Consider the following 20,622-nt stretch of genomic DNA (forward strand, 5'->3'; position numbering starts at 1 on the left):
ACTAGAAGCGGATTCGGTACTCGGCGGAGACGAGGTGCTCGGGCTTCGCCTGGTCGCTCTCGCGCCGTTCGAGTCCGAGCTGCAGTTCGAAGGTGCGGCCGCTTTCCCTGGTTGCGCCGGGAGCGAACGAGCCGGCGCCGTTCGCCGGCGCGAAGCGGGCGCCGAGGCGCAGGTTCGTGTCCTGGGCGATGCGGACTTCAAGCAGCGGAGTGAGGACCGCGCGGATGCGGTCGAAGGCGAAGCCGTAGCCGATGCCGGCCTGGACGCCGGCTTCGTGGGAGCCCGCGAAGTTGCCTCGCGGCATCTCGTCGCGCCAGAGGCTGTCGCCGCCGTTGGCCGCGCCCCAGGTCGGGCCGAGGGAGAGCGAGAGGCCGCTGCCGTCGGTGGCCGGGTTCATGCGGGCGGTGATGCTGGCGCCCCGTTCCCGGTAGCCGGACTCTTCGTGCAGGGCGAGGGTCCGCCCCTGGAGTTCGACCTGGAACCTGGAACTTGCGACACGCAGGCCGCCCGCGACTTCGAGTCCGGCGCCGCTCACGTCGTCGCCGTCGTCGAAGCGGCCGGAGACCTGGGCGAAGGGAGTCAGCGAGTTGGAGTTCCCAAGGCTGAACTCGCGCGACGCCTCCAGCCCGAGCCTGGCGAAGCCGGTGTCGGCGCTCAGGTCGTCGATCGCCCGCTCACCGCCCGCGGTCTCGATGCGGGCGAAGCCGGCTTCCGCGCGCAGGGCGAGCTCGGTCCGTGTGTTCTTCAGTTTGAGCGGCTGGCGCATGCCGGCGGCGCCGATCGCGAGGCTGGCGTCGCTTGCTTCTCGGTCCGCGTCCCGGCGGTGGGTCGTCGCGTCGCCGCTGCCGGCGCCGAGCAGGGCCCAGAACTCGGCGCCGCTCTCGGTCGTGAACCGCGCGTACGGGTAGACGGCCGCCATGCTCATCTCGAGGCGTCCGTCCATCGCGCCCTCGTCGCCGAAGGCGTAGTCCGCCACGGCGTCGACAGCGAAGGACACCGCCGCTCCGGCCAGCCAGCGGCGTCCACGGGCGTCGAGGCCGATCCAGGCGGTCTGGAGCTCGCCGTCGAAGCTGGAGTCGCCGGGATCGCCGCGGAAGCGGTAGACGTGGCCCCGGCCCCAGAGGGTGAGCCGTCTCTTCCGCTCGCTGTCGGGCTGGGCTTCCTCGCCGTTCGCCGACTGCTGGAGCAACGGCAGCACGAAGGAGGTGCCGCCGAGCAGACGGGCCGTCCGCTCGCGGCGATCGAGGATCTCCGGGGCGGCCGGCGGCGAGCCCGAGATATCGAAGCTGTCGAGGCCGAAGCCGCCGCCGAACGGTGGCGTGCCCATGCCGGGACCGTAGCTCCAGCCGCCGAAGCCGCCTCCGAACGCGCCCGGGCCGAATCCGAAGCCCGATCCCTGGGCGCCGCCGAGACCCGGTCCCCAGCCGCCGCCGCCGCCGAACAGGGACTGGCCGAAGCCGGAAGAGAAGCTGCTCCCCGTCGCCGCGGCGCCGGTTGCCGAGTCGTCGAACGGCACCTGCTGCCCGGCCACCGAGAGGACTCCGCCGCCCGGCGTCTCGGAGAACCGGTAGCCGATGCTCTCGATCGCTCCGAACAGCGTGCCGCGGCCGAATCCGGCCAGCGCCCTCTTGAGGGCCGCCTTCTCCGCTGTCGCGTCGACCAGCACCTGGAAGCTCTGCACCGCGGCATCGCCGAGGGAGCGGTCGTCGTCCGCGTCCTCCGCCCGGTAGGTGAAGGTGAAGCGGCCGGCCTGTTGAGGCACTCCAGAGAGCACCCGCGAGGCCGGGTCGAAGTCGAGGCCGGCGAGTCCGGCAGGCTGGGACTCGAGGCGGTAAGCCAGGGTGCCGTTGCCTCCGGAGGCCGCCGGCAGCGGCATCGGGTCGATTCGCCTGCCGGCGACGTAGCTCATGTCGTCGACGGTCTCCAGGAAGCGCGGCTTCGCGTCTCGAACCGTGACGGTCACGCGATCCGGTTCGCTGGTCGCGATGCCGTCGTTGACGACCAGGGAGAAGGTCAGGGCGCCGGGCGGGTTGGGCGCGATGAACATGGGATTCACGGACGAGGCGTCGGACAGGTCGACGGGTTCTCCGCCGGTCTGGCTCCAGGACCAGGTCAGCGGGCCGCTCTCACGGTCCGAGCTTCCCGATCCGTCGAGTGTCACCGGCTCGCCCGGATCGACCGTGATGTCGTCGCCGGCGTCCGCCACCGGCCGTTTGTTCACGTCGCCGATCTTCACTTCCGCCGGCGGATCGAGCGTCACGCCAGCGGGTGGCGCGTCGACAGTCTCGAGCACGATCGTGAACGTCTCCTCCTCTTCGATGGTCGTGTCCGAGACGGTCTTGACCGAGATCGACTTGCCCTTGGTGTCGCCGGCGGCGAAGGTCACGGTGCCGGACGCGAAGACGTAGTCCGTTCCGGCCTCGGCGTCGCCGCCGACCGTGTACCAGGAGACGGTCAGGTCGTGGTCGACCGCCGCGGAGATCTCGATCTTGAAGTGCACGGTGCCGCCCTCGCGAACGGTCTGAGGCGATGGGCCGACCGACAGCACCGCACGGTCGTCGTCGGTGATCGTGGCGGTCGCGGCGGTCGCGCCGAGGTCGACGCCCGGTGGAAGGTCGAGAGGCTCGATGGTGACGAGGAAGGTCTCGTCGCCTTCGACGAGGCTGTCGTCGGCGGTGGGGATCGACAGGGTCTTCGTCGTCTCGCCGGCGGCGAAGACCGTTTCGGTGTAGGGCTGCGCGGTGTAGTCGGCGCCGTCAACGGCGGTGTCGTCGGTCGTTTGCCAGCCGAGGGCGAGTTCGCTAGCGAGGGTGCCGGAGATCGAGACGGTGACCGACGCCGTGTCGCCCTCGTCGACGGAGACGTCGGAGATGGACAGGGTCGCCCTGTCGTCGTCCTTGATCGTGACCGTGGCCTCGGTGGCGCCGAGCACGCACCGGTCGGGTAGCGAGGATGCGCTCAGTCGCACGGTGAAGGTCTCCTCACCTTCGACGAGGTCGTCGCCGGCGGTCGGGATCGTGAGGGTGGCCTCGGTCTCGCCGGCGGTGATCGTCACGGTTCCGTCGGGCGTCGCGGTGAAGTCGGCTTCCGCCGTGGCCGAGCCTTCGTCGGCTCGCCAGGAAAAGCTGACGTCGCTCGACACGGGCGAGGATAGGGACACGGTGAGGGCGGCGGCTTCGCCTTCGGCGACGGCTTGCGACGCGGGACCGATCGACAGGACCGCCTCGTCATCGTCCACGATCGTGACAGTGGCGCGGTTCGCGCCAATGTCGACGTCGGCGGGCACATCGTCGGCGATCAGCACGATCGCGAAGGTCTCGTTCTCCTCCATGTCGGTGTCGTCGACGGTCCGGATGGCGAGTGTCGTGGAGGTCTCGCCCGCGGCGATGACGGCGGTGGCGGTCGACCGTGGGCCGCGATAGTCGGCGCGTGCCCTTGCAGTTCCGTTCTCAGTGGCCCACAAGAAGGAGAGGTCGTTGGCTAGCGGCCTGGAGAGGGAGACCGTAACCCTGGCGACCTGACCTTCGGACACGGTCTGATCCGGGGAATCGATCGACAGCACCGGGCTTGGAGGGGGCGGAGGTGCCGGTGCAGACTCCGGCTCCTGCCCATCGTCGGTGATCGTCACGGTGACGGTGGTGCTGCCGAGCGTCACGCCGGCAGGCAGGTCGTCCGCCGCCATCGTCATCGTGAAGGTCTCCTCGCCCTCTTCATCCGAGTCGCCGGAAGTCGGAACGGTGAGCACGATCTCCGTCGCGCCGGCCGTGATCGTGTCTATCTGCGCCGAAACGGCCGTGTAGTCCACGCCTCCGGTCGCCGACCCGTCGCTCGTCGTGCAGTGGAAGCTGACGTCAGTGGTCAAGACCTGCGACAGCGAGACGGTGAATGAAGCCGATTCACCTTCCGTGATCGTCTGGGACGCCGGCCCGATGGACAGCGTCGTTGTCGACGGAGAACCGGGCGGTGTTCGTGTTGTCGAATCGTCGTCCTCGATGGTCAACGTCTGATTCGCCGGTGCCGCGATTCCATTGCCGCCGGAGATGGTCGCGGACACCGTGACCTGCTTGTCCGGGGTGTCCACCTCGTTGTCGACGGCGGTGATGGTCACCGTGCCGGTGCTGGTCGTTGCGCCGGCGGCGACGGTGAGTGTCTTGTTCGTGCTGAGACTGAAGTCGGACGCCGTTGCCGGCGACACGGCAGAAGCGGAGACAGTCAGCGTGACGTCCGTGTTGGAGACGGCGCTCAGGGTCGCAGTCACGGTAGTCGAGCCGCCGTTCTCGGTGATCGACGACGAGCCCAGGACGAGGGAGGCGGTGGGTGTGCCCTCGTCGTCGTTGATCGTCAGGGTCTGGTTGGACGGCGCGGCCACTCCGTTGCCGCCGGTGGCGGTGGCGGAGACGGTGACGCTCTTGTTGGGGGCGTCGACGTCGTTGTCGACGGCGGTGATCGTCACGGTTCCGGTGCTGGTCGTCGCTCCGGCGGCGATGGTCAGCTTCTTGTTGGTGCTGAGCGTGAAGTCCCCTGCCACGGCCGGCGAGACCGGTGCAGCCGAAACCGTCAGCACCACCGCCTGGCTCGACACCGCGCTCAAGGTCGCCGTGACGGCCGTCGCCCCGCCGTTCTCGGCGATAGAGGACGAGCCGAGCGCCAGCGACACGGTGGGCAGGACGCCGCCGGGCGACTGGGGATCGTCGCCAATCGTGGCGGTCGCGGTGGCGGCGCCCAGGCTCACGCCGGTAGGCAGATTGCTGGCGCTGATCGTTGCCGTGAACGTCTCACTCCCCTCGTACACGCTGTCGGTCGCGGTTTGAATCTCCAGGACCACGGAGGTGGTACCGGTGGCGAGGGTGACCGAGGTCGCCGCCTGTGCCGTGTAGTCGCTGCCGGCGGTGGCGGTGCCGTCGGCGGTCTGCCAGGAGAACGTGACGTCGCTGACGGCGGGCTTGCTGAGGGTGACGGTGAAACTTGCCTTCTCGCCTTCAACCGCCGTCACCGCGGTCGACCCGAAAGCGAGTATCGCGGCGTCGTCTTCGGTAATCGTGAGGGTCTGGTTCGAGGGCGCCGCCACGCCGTTGCCGCCCGAGACGGTGGCGGAGACCGTGACCTGTTTGTTGACCGCCACCACTGAGTTGTCCGCGGCGGTGATGGTGACCGTGCCCGTGCTCGTCGTTGCCCCGGCGGCGATGGTGAGCTTCTTGTTCGTGCTCAGACTGAAGTCGGACGCTGTTGCCGGCGAGACGGGCGCCGCGGAGACGGTCAGCGTGACATCTGCGGTGGAGACGGCGCTCAGAGTCGCCTTGACGGTGGTCGAGCCGCCGTTCTCGCTGATCGAGGAGGAGCCCAGGACCAAGGACACGGTCCGCGTGTCGTCGTCCGTGATCGTCAGGGTCACGTTGGAGGGAGCGGCGACGTTGTTGCCGCCGGAGACGGAGGCCGACACGGTGACGCTCTTGCTGGCCGAGTCGGCATTGTTGTCGACGGCCGTGATCGTCACGGTGCCGGTGCTCGTGGTTGCCCCGGCCGCGATGGTCAGCTTCTTGTTGGTGCTGAGGGTGAAGTCGGAAGAAGTCGCCGGCGACACGGCGGCCGCGGAGACGGTCAGGGTGACGTCCGAGCTCGACACCGCGCTGAGCGTCGCCGTGACCGTGCTGGAGCCTCCGTTCTCGGTGATCGACGAAGAACTCAGCGCCAGGCTCACCGTCGGCGCGCCCTCGTCGTCGGTGATGGTCAGGGTCTGGTTCGACGGCGCGGCGACGCCGTTGCCGCCGGTGGCGGTTGCCGAGACGGTGACGCTCTTGTTCGGGGCGTCGACATCGTTGTCGACCGCTGTGATCGTCACGGTGCCGGTGCTGGTCGTTGCGCCGGCGGCGATGGTGAGCTTCTTGTTGGTGCTGAGGGTGTAGTCCCCCGCCACGGCCGGCGAGACGGGTGCGGCCGAAACCGTCAACACCACCGCCTGGCTCGACTCCTTGCTCAGCGTCGCGGTGACGGCCGTCGATCCGCCGTTCTCGGTGATCGACGCCGACCCCAGCACCAGGGAGAGGGTCGCGGTGTCGTCGTCGTTGATCGTCAGCGTCTGGTTCGACGGTGCTGCGACGCCGTTGCCGCCGGTCGCGGTGGCCGAGACGGTGACGCTCTTGTTCGGCGCGTCGACGTCGTTGTCGACGGCGGTGATCGTCACGGTGCCGGTGCTGGTCGTTGCGCCGGCGGCGATGGTGAGCTTCTTGTTCGTGCTCAGCGTGTAGTCGCCTGCCACCGCAGGCGACACCGGAGCGGCCGAAACCGTCAACACCGCCGCCTGACTCGACGCCTTGCTCAGCGTCGCCGTGACCGTGCTGGAGCCGCCGTTCTCGGTGATCGAGGACGAGCCGAGGACCAGGGAGAGCGTCGCCGTGTCGTCGTCGTTGATCGTCAGCGTCTGATTCGACGGCGCGGCGACGCCGTTGCCGCCGGTCGCGGTGGCGGAGACGGTGACGCTCTTGTTGGGGGCGTCGACATCGTTGTCGACGGCGGTGATGGTGACGGTCCCGGTGCTGGTCGTGGCGCCGGCGGCGATCGTCAGCTTCTTGTTCGTGCTGAGCGTGAAGTCCCCTGCTGCCGCTGGCGAGACCGGGGCGGCGGAGACAGTCAGCGTTACCGCCTGACTCGAAACCGCGCTCAGGCTCGCCGTGACCGTGGTCGAGCCGCCGTTCTCGGAGATGGGTGACGAGCCGAGCGCCAGCGACACGGTGGGCAGGACCCCGCCGGGCGCTGTGGCGTCGTCGCCAATGGTGGCGGTGGCAGTTGCCGTGCCCAGGCTCACGCCCGTTGGCAGACTGCCGGCGCTGATGGTGGCGGTGAACGTCTCGAAGCGCTCGTGCACCGCGTCGGTGGTGGTTTGAACCTTCAGGACCACGGAGGTGTCGCCAGGGGAGAGGGTGACCGAGGTCGCCGCCTGCGCCGTGTAGTCGCTGCCGGCGGTGGCGGTGCCGTCGGCGGTCTTCCAGGAGAACGTGACGTCGCTGGCGACGGTCTTGCTGAGACTGACGGTGAAGCTCGCCTTCTCGCCTTCTAGCGCCGTGACCGTGGCCGACTCGAAGGCGAGGGTCGCGGCGTCGTCTTCGGTGATCGTCAGGGTCTGGTTGGAGGGCGCGGCCACGCCGTTGCCGCCCGTCGCGGTTGCCGACACCGTGACCTTCTTGTTGGCCGCCACCACGGAGTTGTCCGCGGCGGTGATGGTGACCGTGCCCGTGCTGGTCGTCGCTCCGGCGGCGATGGTGAGCTTCTTGTTCGTGCTGAGGCTGAAGTCCCCGGCCACGGCCGGCGACTTCGGAGAAGCGGAGATCGTGACCACTACGTCCTGGCCCGATGCTGCGCTCAGGGTCGCCTTCACGCTCGTCGAGCCGCCGTCCTCGTCGATGGAGGACGAGCCGAGGACCAGCGACACCGTCCGCTTGTCGTCGTCCGTGATCGTCAGGGTCTGGTTGGCCGGCGCCGAGACGCCGTTGCCGCCGGAGACGGCGGCCGACACGGTGACGCTCTTGCTCGCCGAATCGACGTCGTTGTTGACCGCCGTGATCGTCACCGTGCCGGTGCTGGTCTTGGACCCCGCAGCGATCGTGAGCTTCTTGTTCGCGCTGAGGGTGAAGTCGGAAGAGGTCGCCGGCGAGACCGGAGACGCGGAGACGGTCAGGATCACCGCCTGACTGGAGACGGCGCCCAGGGTCGCGGTGACCGTGGTCGAGCCGCCGTTCTCGCTGATCGACGAGGAACTCAACGCCAGGCTCACCGTCGGCGCGCCCTCGTCGTCGGTGATCGTCAGCGTCACATTGGAGGGAGCGGCGACCCCGTTGCCGCCCGTCGCCGCGGCAGACACGGTGACGCTCTTGTTGGGGGCGTCGACGGAGTTGTTGACTGCTGTGATCGTCACCGTGCCGGTGCTGGTCTTCGAGCCGGCCGCGATGGTCAGCTTCTTGTTCGTGCTGAGGGTGTAGTCCCCCGCCACGGCTGGCGAGACCGGTGCAGCGGAGACTGTCAACACCACCGCCTGGCTCGACTCCTTGCTCAGCGTCGCGGTGACGGCCGTAGAGCCGCCGTTCTCGGTGATCGAGGAGGAGCCGAGGACCAGGGAGAGCGTCGCCGTGTCGTCGTCGTTGATGGTCAGGGTCTGGTTGGCCGGCGCGGCGACGCCGTTGCCGCCGGTCGCGGTGGCGGAGACGGTGACGCTCTTGTTGGGCGCGTCGATGTCGTTGTCGGCGGCCGTGATGGTCACCGTGCCTGTGCTGGTCTTGGTGCCGGCGGCGATGGTGAGCTTCTTGTTGGCGCTCAGCGTGTAGTCGCCTGCCACGGCCGGCGACACCGGAGCAGCGGAGACGGTCAGGGTGACGTCCTGGCTGGACTCCGTGCTCAAGGTCGCCTTCACGGCCGTCGAGCCTCCGTCCTCGTCGATCGAGGAGGAGCCGAGGACGAGGGAGAGCGTCGCCGTGTCGTCGTCCGCGATCGTCAGGGTCTGATCGGAGGGGGCGGCGACACCGTGGCCGCCCGTCGCCGTGGCGGAGACGGTGGCGCTCTTGTTGGGTGCATCGACGTCGTTGTCGACGGCGGTGATCGTCACCGTGCCGGTGCTCGTCGTGGACCCCGCCGCGATGGTCAGCTTCTTGTTCGTGCTCAGGCTGAAGTCGCTTGCCACGGCCGGCGTTACCGCCGAGGCGGAGACGGTCACTACGACGTCCGCGGTGGAGACGGCGCTCAGGGTGGCCTTCACGGTGGTCGAGCCGCCGTCCTCGTCGATGGAGGACGAGCCCAGGACCAGCGACACCGTCCGCTTGTCGTCGTCCGTGATCGTCAGCGTCTGGTTCGACGGGGCCGAGACTCCGTTGCCGCCGGAGACGGCGGCCGACACGGTAACGCTCTTGGTGACCGAGTCGACGTCGTTGTTTACGGCTGTGATCGTCACCGTACCGGTGCTGGTCTTGGAGCCCGCGGCGATGGTGAGCTTCTTGTTGGTGCTGAGCGTGAAGTCGGAAGAGGTCGCCGGCGACACTGCGGCCGCGGAGACGGTCAGCGTGACGTCCGCGCTGGAGACTGCGCTGAGCGTCGCCGTGACCGTGCTTGAGCCGCCGTTCTCGGTGATCGACGAGGAGCTCAGCGCCAAACTCACCGTTGGCGCGCCCTCGTCGTCGTTGATCGTCAGCGTTACGTCGGAGGGGGCTGCGACGCCGTTGCCGCCCGTGGCCGTGGCGGACACGGTTACGCTCTTGTTCGGGGCGTCAACGTTGTTGTCGACGCCGGTGATCGTTACGGCGCCCGTGCTCGTTGTCGTCCCCGCCGCGATCGTAAGGGTCTTGTTGGTGCTGAGCGTGAAGTCCCCCGCTACGGCCGGCGACACCGGCGAAGCGGAGACGGTCAGCGTGACGTCCGCACTGGACACGGCGCTCAGGGTTGCCGTGACAGTGGTGGAGCCGCCGTCTTCGGAAACCGCCGACGATCCCAGCGCCAGGGAGACCGTCGGCGTGTCCTCGTCGTCGTTGATCGTCAGGGTCTGGTTCGACGGCGCGGCCACTCCGTTGCCGCCGGTGGCGGTGGCGGAGACGGTGACGCTCTTGTTGGGCGCGTCCACCGCGTTGTCGACCGCGGTGATCGTCACCGTGCCGGTGCTGGTCTTGGACCCCGCCGTGATCGTCAGCTTCTTGTTGCTGCTGAGGGTGTAGTCCCCCGCCACGGCTGGCGACACCGGAGAAGCCGAGACGGTCAGGGTGACGTTCTGGCTGGACTCCGTGCTCAAGGTCGCCTTGACCGCAGTCGAGCCGCCGTCCTCGTCGATCGACGAGGAGCCGAGGACCAGGGAGAGCGTCGCCGTGTCGTCGTCCGCGATCGTCAGGGTCTGATCGGAGGGGGCGGCGACACCGTGGCCGCCCGTCGCCGTGGCGGAGACGGTGGCGCTCTTGTTGGGTGCATCGACGTCGTTGTCGACGGCGGTGATCGTCACCGTGCCGGTGCTCGTCGTGGACCCCGCCGCGATGGTCAGCTTCTTGTTCGTGCTCAGGCTGAAGTCCCCGGCCACGGCCGGCGATACGGCCGCGGCGGAGACCGTGACGACGACCTCCTGGCTCGAGCTCGCGCTCAGGGTCGCCTTCACGGCGGTGGAGCCCCCGTCCTCGTCGATGGAGGATGAGCCCAAGGCCAGCGCCACCGTCCGCGTGTCGTCGTCGGTGATCGTCAGGGTCTGGTTGGCCGGCGCCGCAACGCCGTTGCCGCCCGTCGCCGTCGCGGAGACGGTGATGCTCTTGCTGGCCGAGTCGACGTCGTTGTTTACGGCCGTGATCGTCACCGTGCCGGTGCTGGTCTTCGAGCCCGCCGCGATGGTGAGCTTCTTGTTGGCGCTGAGCGTGAAATCGGAAGAAGTCGCCGGCGACACCGCGCTCGCGGAGACGGTCAGGGTCACGTCCGCGCTGGAGACCGCGCTGAGCGTCGCGGTGACCGTGCTGGAGCCGCCGCTCTCGGTGATCGACGACGAGCTCAGGACCAGCGACACGGTGGGCGCGCCTTCGTCGTCGTTGATCGTCAAGGTCACGTTCGACGGCGTCGAGACACCGTTGCCGCCAGAGGCGGAGGCGGAGACGGTGACGCTCTTGTTGGGGGAGTCGACGGAGTTGTTGACCGCGGTGATCGTCACGGCGCCGGTGCTGGTCTTGGAACCGGCCGCGATCGTGAGGGCCTTGTTGGCGCTGAGACTGAAGTCCCCGGCCACGGCCGGCGACACCGGAGATGCCGACACGGTCACCACCACGGCCTGGCTCGAGATCCGGTTCAGGCTTGCCGTCACGGTCGTCGAGCCGCCGTTCTCGGTGATCGAGGAGGAGCTCAGGACCAGGGAGACGGTGGGCGTGTCTTCGTCGTCTGCGATGCCAAGCGTCACGTCCGAGGGCGCGCCGATCCCGTTGCCGCCTGTGACGGTAGCGGAGATCGTGACGCTCTTGTTGGGAGCGTCGACGTCGTTGTCGACCGCGGTGATCGTCACCGTGCCGGTGCTGGTCTTGGTTCCGGCGGCGATCGTCAACTTCTTGTTGGCGCTCAGCGTGTAGTCGCCCGCCAGGGCCGGGGAAACCGGAGCAGCGGAGACGGTCACTACCACGGCCTGACTGGACACGGCGCTCAGGGTTGCCGTGACAGTGCTGGATCCGCCGTCTTCGGAAACCGACGACGAACTCAGGACCAGGGAGACGGTCGGCGTGTCCTCGTCGTCCGCGATGGTCAAGGTCACGTCGGACGGTGCGGCGATCGAGTTGCCGCCCGTCGCGGTTGCGGACACGGTGACGCTCTTGTCGGGCGCGTCCACCGCGTTGTCGACCGCGGTGATCGTCACCGTGCCGGTGCTGGTCTTGGACCCCGCCGTGATCGTCAGCTTCTTGTTGCTGCTGAGGGTGTAGTCCCCCGCCACGGCTGGCGACACCGGAGAAGCCGAGACGGTCAGGGTGACGTCCTGGCTGGACTCCGTGCTCAAGGTCGCCTTGACCGCCGTCGAGCCTCCGTCCTCGCTGATCGACGACGAGGCCAGGACCAGCGACACGGTCGCCGTGTCGTCGTCCGTGATCGTCAGGGTCTGATCGGAGGGGGCGGCGACACCGTGGCCGCCGGTCGCCGTGCCGGAGACGGTGACGCTCTTGTTGGGGGCGTCGACATCGTTGTCGACGGCGGTGATCGTCACGGTGCCGGTGCTGGTCGTCGCCCCCGCGGCGATGGTCAGCTTCTTGTTGGTGCTGAGGCTGAAGTCGCCTGCCACCGCCGGCGAGACCGCCGCGGCGGAGACCGTGACCACGATTTCCTGGGTCGATACGGCACTGAGTGTCGCCTTCACGGCGGTCGAGCCGCCGTCTTCGTCGATCGACGACGAGCCCAGGGTCAGCGACACCGTTCGCGTGTCGTCGTCGGTGATCGTCAGGGTCTGGTTGGCCGGCGCGGCGACGCCGTTGCCGCCCGAGACGGCGGCCGACACGGTGACGCTCTTGCTGGCCGAGTCGACGTTGTTGTTGACGGCCGTGATCGTCACCGTGCCGGTGCTGGTGGTGGAGCCCGCCGCGATGGTCAGCTTCTTGTTGGTGCTGAGGGTGAAGTCGGAAGAAGTGGCAGGCGAGACCGCGGCTGCGGAGACGGTGAGCGTGACGTCCGCGCTGGAGACCGAGCTGAGCGTCGCCGTGACCGTGCTGGAGCCGCCGTCCTCGGTGATCGACGAGGAGCTCAGCGCCAGACTCACCGTTGGCGCGCCCTCGTCGTCGTTGATCGTCAGCGTCTGATTCGACGGCGCGGCGGCGCCGTTGCCGCCCGTGACTGTCGCCGAGACGGTGACGCTCTTGTTGGGCGCGTCGACGGAGTTGTTGACCGCGGTGATCGTCACGGCGCCGGTGCTGGTCTTGGAACCGGCCGCGATCGTGAGGGCCTTGTTGGCGCTGAGACTGAAGTCCCCGGCCACCGCCGGCGATACCGGAGAAGCGGAGACGGTCACTACCACGGCCTGACTGGACACGGCGCTCAGGGTTGCCGTGACAGTGCTGGATCCGCCGTCTTCGGAAACCGACGACGAACTCAGGACCAGGGAGACGGTCGGCGTGTCCTCGTCGTCCGCGATGGTCAAGGTCACGTCGGACGGTGCGGCGATCGAGTTGCCGCCCGTCGCGGTTGCGGACACGGTGACGCTCTTGTCGGGCGCGTCCACCGCGTTGTCGACCGCGGTGATCGTCACCGTGCCGGTGCTGGTCTTCGATCCCGCAGTGATGGTGAGCTTCTTGTTGCTGCTGAGCGTGTAGTCGCCTGCCACTGCCGGCGACACCGGAGCAGCCGAGACCGTCACCACGACCTCCTGGCTGGACTCCGTGTTCAGCGTCGCCTTCACGGCCGTCGAGCCGCCGTCTTCGTCGATCGAGGAGGAGCCGAGGACGAGGGAGAGAGTCGCGGTGTCGTCGTCCGTGATCGTCAGGGTCTGATCGGAGGGGGCGGCGACTCCGTTGCCGCCGGTCGCCGTGCCGGAGACCGTGATGCTCTTGTTGGGTGCGTCGACCGTGTTGTTGACCGCCGTGATCGTCACCGTGCCTGTGCTCGTCGTGGCGCCGGCTGCGATGGTGAGCTTCTTGTTCGTGCTTAGGCTGAAGTCCCCAGCCACGGCCGGCGAGACCGCCGCGGCGGAGACCGTCACCACAACGTCCGCGGTGGAGACGGCACTCAGGGTCGCCTTCACCGTCGTCGAGCCGCCGTCTTCGTCGATCGACGACGAGCCCAGGACCAGCGACACGGTCCGCGTGTCGTCGTCGGTGATCGTCAGGGTCTGGTTCGACGGCGCCGAGACGCCGTTGCCGCCGGAGACGGCGGCCGACACGGTGACGCTCTTGCTGGCCGAGTCGACGTCGTTGTTTACGGCCGTGATCGTCACCGTGCCGGTGCTGGTCTTTGAGCCGGCCGCGATGGTCAGCTTCTTGTTGGTGCTGAGGGTGAAGTCGGAAGAAGTCGCCGGCGATACCGCGGCCGCGGAGACGGTCAGCGTCACGTCCGCGCTCGAGACGGCGCTCAGGGAGGCCGTCACGGTCGTGGAGCCGCCGTTCTCGGTGATCGAGGAGGAGCTCAGGACCAGGGCCACTGTCGGCGCGCCCTCGTCGTCGTTGATCGTCAGCGTCTGATTCGACGGCGCCGACACCCCGTTGCCGCCCGTCGCGGTTGCCGAGACGGTGACGCTCTTGTTGGGTGCGTCGACGTCGTTGTTGACCGCGGTGATCGTCACCGTGCCGGTACTGGTCGTGGATCCCGCTGCGATGGTCAGGGTCTTGTTGGCGCTGAGAGAGAAGTCCCCGGCCACGGCCGGCGAGACCGGAGAGGCAGAGACCGTCACCACAACCGCCTGGCTCGAGACGGCGTTCAGTGTCGCCGAGACAGTGGTGGAGCCGCCGTCTTCGGAGATCGACGACGACCCCAGCGCCAGAGAGACCGTCGGCGTGTCCTCGTCGTCGTCGATCGTTAGCGTTACATCGGAGGGGGCGGCGACGTTGTTGCCGCCTGAGGCTGTCGCCGAAACGGTGACGCTCTTGTCCGGCGCGTCCACCGCGTTATCGACCGCGGTGACGGTCACGCTCCCGGTGCTCGTCTTCGACCCGGCAGCGATCGTCAGCTTCTTGTTGGCGCTTAGCGTGTAATCGCCTGCGGCGGCCGGAGATACCGGAGCCGCCGAGACCGTCACGACGACGGCCTGGCTCGACTCCGTGCTCAGTGTCGCCTTCACGGCCGTCGAGCCACCGTCCTCGTCGATCGACGACGAGCCGAGGACCAGCGACACCGTAGCCGTGTCGTCGTCCGCGATCGTCAGCGTCTGATCGGACGGCGCCGCCGCGCCGTGGCCGCCCGTGACGGTTGCCGAGACGGTGACGCTCTTGTTCGGCGCGTCCACTGTGTTGTTGACCGCCGTGATCGTCACGGTCCCGGTGCTCGTCGTGGCGCCGGCGGCGATGGTCAGCTTCTTGTTGCTGCTGAGAGAGAAGTCCGCGGCCACGGCCGGCGAAACCGCCGCGGCGGAGACCGTCACGACGACCTCCTGGCTCGATACGGCACTGAGCGTCGCCTTCACGGTCGTGGAGCCGCCGTCTTCGTCGATGGAGGACGAGGCCAGGACCAGGGACACCGTCCGCGTGTCGTCGTCGGTGATCGTCAGGGTCTGGTTGGCCGGCGCGGCGACGCCGTTGCCGCCCGAGACGGCGGCCGACACGGTGACGCTCTTGCTGGCCGAGTCGACGTTGTTGTTGACGGCCGTGATCGTCACCGTGCCGCTGCTCGTGGTTGCCCCCGCCGCGATGGTCAGGGTCTTGTTCGTGCTGAGGGTGAAGTCCGAAGAAGTCGCCGGCGATACCGCGGCCGCGGAGACGGTGAGCGTCACGTCCGCGCTGGAGACGGCGCTGAGCGTCGCCGTGACCGTGCTGGAGCCGCCGTTCTCGGTGATCGACGAAGAACTCAGCGCCAGCGACACGGTGGGCGCGCCCTCGTCGTCGTTGATCGTCAGGGTCTGGTTGGACGGCGCAGCGACGCCGTTGCCGCCTGTGGCCGTGGCGGACACGGTGACGCTCTTGTTGGGTGCGTCGACATCGTTGTCGACAGCCGTGATGGTCACGGTGCCGGTGCTGGTCTTGGATCCCGCAGCGATCGTCAGCTTCTTGTCCGTGCTTAGGGAGAAGTCTCCCGCCACGGCCGGCGACACCGGGGAAGCGGAGACCGTCACCACCACCGCCTGGCTCGACGTCCGGTTCAGGCTCGCCGTGACCGTCGTCGAGCCGCCGTTCTCGGAGATCGACGACGAACTGAGCGCCAGGGAGACCGCCGGCGTGTCCTCGTCGTCGTTGATCGTCAGCGTCACATCGGAGGGGGCGGCGACGTTGTTGCCGCCGGAGGCTGTCGCCGAAACGGTGACGCTCTTGTCGGGCGCGTCAACGGCGTTGTCGGCGGCCGTGATGGTCACCGTGCCGGTGCTGGTCTTGGTGCCGGCGGCGATCGTCAGCTTCTTGTTGGCGCTCAGCGTGTAGTCGCCTGCCACGGCCGGCGACACCGGAGCAGCCGAGACGGTCAGCGTGACGTCCTGGCTCGACTCCGTGCTCAAGGTCGCCTTGACCGCCGTCGAGCCTCCGTCCTCGCTGATCGACGACGAGGCCAGGACCAGCGACACGGTCGCCGTGTCGTCGTCCGTGATCGTCAGGGTCTGATCGGAGGGGGCGGCGACACCGTGGCCGCCGGTCGCCGTGCCGGAGACGGTGACGCTCTTGTTGGGGGCGTCGACATCGTTGTCGACGGCGGTGATCGTCACGGTGCCGGTGCTGGTCGTCGCCCCCGCGGCGATGGTCAGCTTCTTGTTGGTGCTGAGGCTGAAGTCGCCTGCCACCGCCGGCGAGACCGCCGCGGCGGAGACCGTGACCACGATTTCCTGGGTCGATACGGCACTGAGTGTCGCCTTCACGGCGGTCGAGCCGCCGTCCTCGTCGATGGAGGAGGAGCCCAAGGCCAGCGACACGGTCCGCGTGTCGTCGTCCGTGATCGTCAGGGTTTGGTTCGACGGGGCCGAGACGCCGTTGCCGCCCGTCGCCGTCGCGGAGACGGTGATGCTCTTGCTGGCCGAGTCGACGTCGTTGTTTACGGCCGTGATCGTCACCGTGCCGGTGCTGGTCTTCGAGCCCGCCGCGATGGTGAGCTTCCTGTTGGTGGTGAGCGTGAAGTCGGAAGAGGTCGCCGGCGACACTGCGGCCGCGGAGACGGTAAGGGTCACGTCCGCGCTGGACACCGCGCTCAGGGAGGCCGTCACGGTCGTGGAGCCGCCGTTCTCGGTGATCGATGACGAGCTCAGCGCCAGGCTCACCGTCGGCGCGCCCTCGTCGTCGTTGATCGTCAGGGTCTGGTTGGACGGCGCAGCGACGCCGTTGCCGCCTGTGGCCGTGGCGGACACGGTGACGCTCTTGTTCGGGGCGTCGACATCGTTGTTGACGGCCGTGATCGTCACGGCGCCGGTGCTGGTCGTCGAGCCCGCTGCGATGGTCAGCTTCCTGTTGGTGCTGAGCGTGTAGTCCCCCGCCACGGCCGGCGACACCGGAGCAGCCGAGACGGTAAGGACCACGTCCGCGCTGGAGACAGCGCTAAGGGTTGCCGTGACAGTGGTCGAACCCCCGTCCTCGCTGATCGACGACGAGCCCAGCGCTAGGGAGACCGTCGGCGTGTCCTCGTCGTCCGCGATGGTCAAGGTCACGTCGGACGGCGCGGCGATCGAGTTGCCGCCCGTCGCGGTGGCGGAGACGGTGACGCTCTTGTCGGGCGCGTCCACCGAGTTGTCGACGGCCGTGATCGTCACGGTCCCTGTGCTGGTCTTGGTGCCGGCGGCGATCGTCAGTTTCTTGTTGGCGCTCAGCGTGTAGTCGCCCGCCACGGCCGGCGACACCGGGGCCGCCGAGACGGTCACGACCACCGCCTCGCTCGACTCGGTGCTCAGCGCCGCCTTGACCGCCGTCGAGCCGCCGTCTTCGTCGATCGACGACGATGCCAGGACCAGGGAGAGCGTCGCGGTGTCGTCGTCCGCGATCGTCAGGGTCTGATCGGAGGGGGCGGCGACTCCGTGGCCGCCGGTCGCCGTGGCCGAGACGGTGACGCTCTTGTTCGGTGCATCGACATCGTTGTTGGCCGCCGTGATCGTCACCGTGCCCGTGCTCGTCGTGGTGCCGGCGGCGATGGTCAGCTTCTTGTTCGTGCTTAGGCTGAAGTCCCCAGCCACGGCCGGCGAGACCGCCGCGGCGGAGACCGTCACCACAACGTCCGCGGTGGAGACGGCACTCAGGGTCGCCTTCACCGTCGTCGAGCCGCCGTCTTCGTCGATCGACGACGAGCCCAGGACCAGCGACACGGTCCGCGTGTCGTCGTCGGTGATCGTCAGGGTCTGGTTCGACGGCGCGGCGACGCCGTTGCCGCCGGAGACGGCGGCCGAGACCGTGACGCTCTTGCTGGCCGAGTCGATGTCGTTGTTGACGGCCGTGATCGTCACGGCGCCGGTACTCGTGGTGGCGCCGGCTGCGACGGTGAGCTTCTTGTTCGTGCTCAGGCTGAAGTCGGACGAAGTCGCCGGCGACACTGCGGCCGCGGAGACCGTCAGCGTGACGTCCGCGCTCGAGACCGCGCTCAGGGTTGCAGTGATCGTGCTGGAGCCGCCGTTCTCGGTGATCGACGACGAACTCAGCACCAGGGAGACGGTGGGCGTACCGTCGTCGTCGTTGATCGTCAGGGTCTTATCGGCTGGAGCGGCGACGCCGTTGCCGCCTGTGGCGGCGGCGGAGACGGTGACGCCCTTGTTCGGAGCGTCCACGTCGTTGTCGACCGCCGTGATCGTCACGGTCCCGGTGCTGGTCTTGGACCCTGCGGCGATGGTCAGCTTCTTGTTGGTGCTGAGCGTGTAGTCCCCTGCCACCGCCGGCGACACCGGAGAGGCCGAAACCGTCACCACCACCGTCTGGCTCGAAACCGCGCTCAGGCTCGCCGTGACCGTGGTCGAGCCACCATCCTCGTCGATCGACGACGGACTCAGCGCCAGGGTGGCCGTCGGCGTGTCTTCGTCGTCCGCGATGGTCAAGGTCACGTCGGACGGCGCGGCGATCGAGTTGCCGCCCGTCGCGGTGGCGGAGACGGTGACGCTCTTGTCGGGCGCGTCGACGGCGTTGTCGACTGCGGTCACGGTCACGGTCCCGGTGCTCGTCTTGGTGCCGGCGGCGATGGTCAGCTTCTTGTTGCTGCTGAGGCTGAAGTCCCCGGCCACGGCAGGCGACACCGGAGCGGCCGAGACCGTCACGACCACGGCCTCGCTCGACTCCGTGCTCAAGGTCGCCTCGACCGCCGTGGATCCGCCGTCCTCGTCGATCGACGAAGAGGCCAGGACCAGGGAGAGCGTCGCGGTGTCGTCGTCCGCGATCGTCAGGGTCTGATCCGACGGCGCCGCCGCGCCGTGGCCGCCCGTGACGGTCGCCGAGACGGTGACGCTCTTGTTCGGCGCGTCCACTGTGTTGTTGACCGCCGTGATCGTCACGGTCCCGGTGCTGGTCGTGGCGCCGGCAGCGATGGTCAGCTTCTTGTTGGTGCTCACCGTGAAGTCTCCGGCCACGGCCGGCGAGACCGCCGCGGCGGAGACCGTCACGACGACCTCCTGGGTCGATACGGCACTGAGCGTCGCCTTCACGGCCGTCGAGCCGCCGTCCTCGTCGATGGAGGAGGAGCCCAGGACGAGGGACACCGTCCGCGTGTCGTCGTCCGTAATCGTCAGAGTCTGATTCGATGGCGCCGCAACCCCGTTGCCGCCCGTTGCCGTCGCCGACAGGGTGACGCTCTTGCTGGCCGAGTCGATGTCGTTGTTGACGGCCGTGATCGTCACCGTGCCGGTGCTCGTCGTGGACCCCGCCGCGATGGTGAGCTTCTTGTTGGTGCTGAGGGTGAAGTCGGAAGAAGTCGCCGGCGATACCGCGGCCGCGGAGACGGTGAGCGTCACGTCGGCGCTGGACACGGCGCTGAGCGTCGCCGTGACCGTGCTGGAACCGCCGTTCTCGGTGATCGACGAAGAACTCAGCGCCAGCGACACGGTGGGCGCGCCCTCGTCGTCGTTGATCGTCAGCGTTACGTCGGAGGGGGCGGCGACCCCGTTGCCGCCCGTCGCGGTTGCGGAGACGGTGACGCTCTTGTTGGGGGCGTCGACGGAGTTGTCGACGGCGGTGACAGTCACCGTGCCGGTGCTGGTCTTCGATCCCGCAGTGATGGTGAGCGTCTTGTTGGCGCTCAGCGTGTAGTCGCCTGCCACCGCTGGGGACACCGGAGCAGCCGACACAGTCAGGACCACTGCCTGGCTGGATACCGCTCCCAGCGTGGCCGTCACGGTCGTTGAGCCGCCGTCCTCGCTGATCGACGACGGACTCAGCGCCAGTGTCACCGTCGGCGTGTCCTCGTCGTCCGCGATGGTCAGCGTCACGTCGGACGGTGCGGCGATCGAGTTGCCGCCCGTCGCGGTTGCGGAGACGGTGACGCTCTTGTTGGGCGCGTCAACGGCGTTGTCGACGGCCGTGATCGTCACCGTGCCGGTGCTGGTCTTCGATCCCGCAGTGATGGTGAGCTTCTTGTTGGTGCTGAGCGTGTAGTCGCCCGCCACGGCCGGCGACACCGGAGCAGCCGAGACGGTCAGTGTGACGTCCTGGCTGGACTCCGTGCTCAGGGTCGCCGTTACGGCCGTGGAGCCGCCGTCCTCGTCGATGGAGGACGAGCCGAGGACCAGAGAGAGCGTCGCCGTGTCGTCGTCGGCGATCGTCAGGGTCTGATCGGAAGGGGCGGGTAAGCCGTGGCCGCCGGTCGCGGTGGCGGAGACGGTGACGCTCTTGTTCGGCGCGTCCACTGTGTTGTTGACCGCCGTGATCGTCACGGTCCCGGTGCTCGTCGTGGCGCCGGCGGCGATGGTCAGCTTCTTGTTGCTGCTGAGAGAGAAGTCCGCGGCCACGGCCGGCGAAACCGCCGCGGCGGAGACCGTCACGACGACCTCCTGGCTCGATACGGCACTCAGTGCCGCCTTCACCGTCGTGGAGCCGCCGTCCTCGTCGATGGAGGAGGAGCCCAGGGCCAGCGACACCGTCCGCGTGTCGTCGTCGGTGATCGTCAGGGTCTGGTTGGCCGGCGCCGCAACGCCGTTGCCGCCGGAGACGGCGGCCGACACGGTGACGCTCTTGGTGGCCGAGTCGACGTCGTTGTTTACGGCCACGAGCGTCACCGTGCCGGTGCTGGTGGTGGAGCCCGCCGCGATGGTCAGGGTCTTGTTGGTGCTCAACGTGAAGTCGGAAGAAGTCGCCGGCGACACGGCGGCGGCGGAGACGGTCAGGGTCACGTCGGCGCTGGAGACCGCGCTTAGCGTCGCCGTGACAGTGCTGGAGCCGCCGTTCTCGGTGATCGACGACGAGCTCAGGACCAGGGTCGCCGTCGGCGTGCCTTCGTCGTCGTTGATCGTCAGGGTCGCGTTCGACGGCGCCGAGAGACCGTTGCCGCCCGTCGCGGTTGCCGAGACGGTGACGCTCTTGTCGGGGGCGTCGACGTCGTTGTCGACGCCGGTGATCGTCACCGTGC

General features: G+C 68.6%; 1 protein-coding gene (running past one end of the window). It reads right to left on the reverse strand.

Annotation, left to right across the window (positions count from 1 at the left end):
- Position 1: 1 nt before the first annotated feature.
- On the reverse strand, positions 2-20,622 hold the 3' portion of the coding sequence (locus OXI49_02865) for a hypothetical protein (GenBank protein ID MDE2689425.1). Its footprint extends 10,066 nt past the window's final position; only the last 20,621 of its 30,687 coding nucleotides appear in the window; its start codon lies off the right edge, out of view; the stop codon is at positions 2-4.

The sequence above is a fragment of the Acidobacteriota bacterium genome (assembly GCA_028875725.1).
Classification (GTDB): domain Bacteria; phylum Acidobacteriota; class Thermoanaerobaculia; order Multivoradales; family Multivoraceae; genus Multivorans.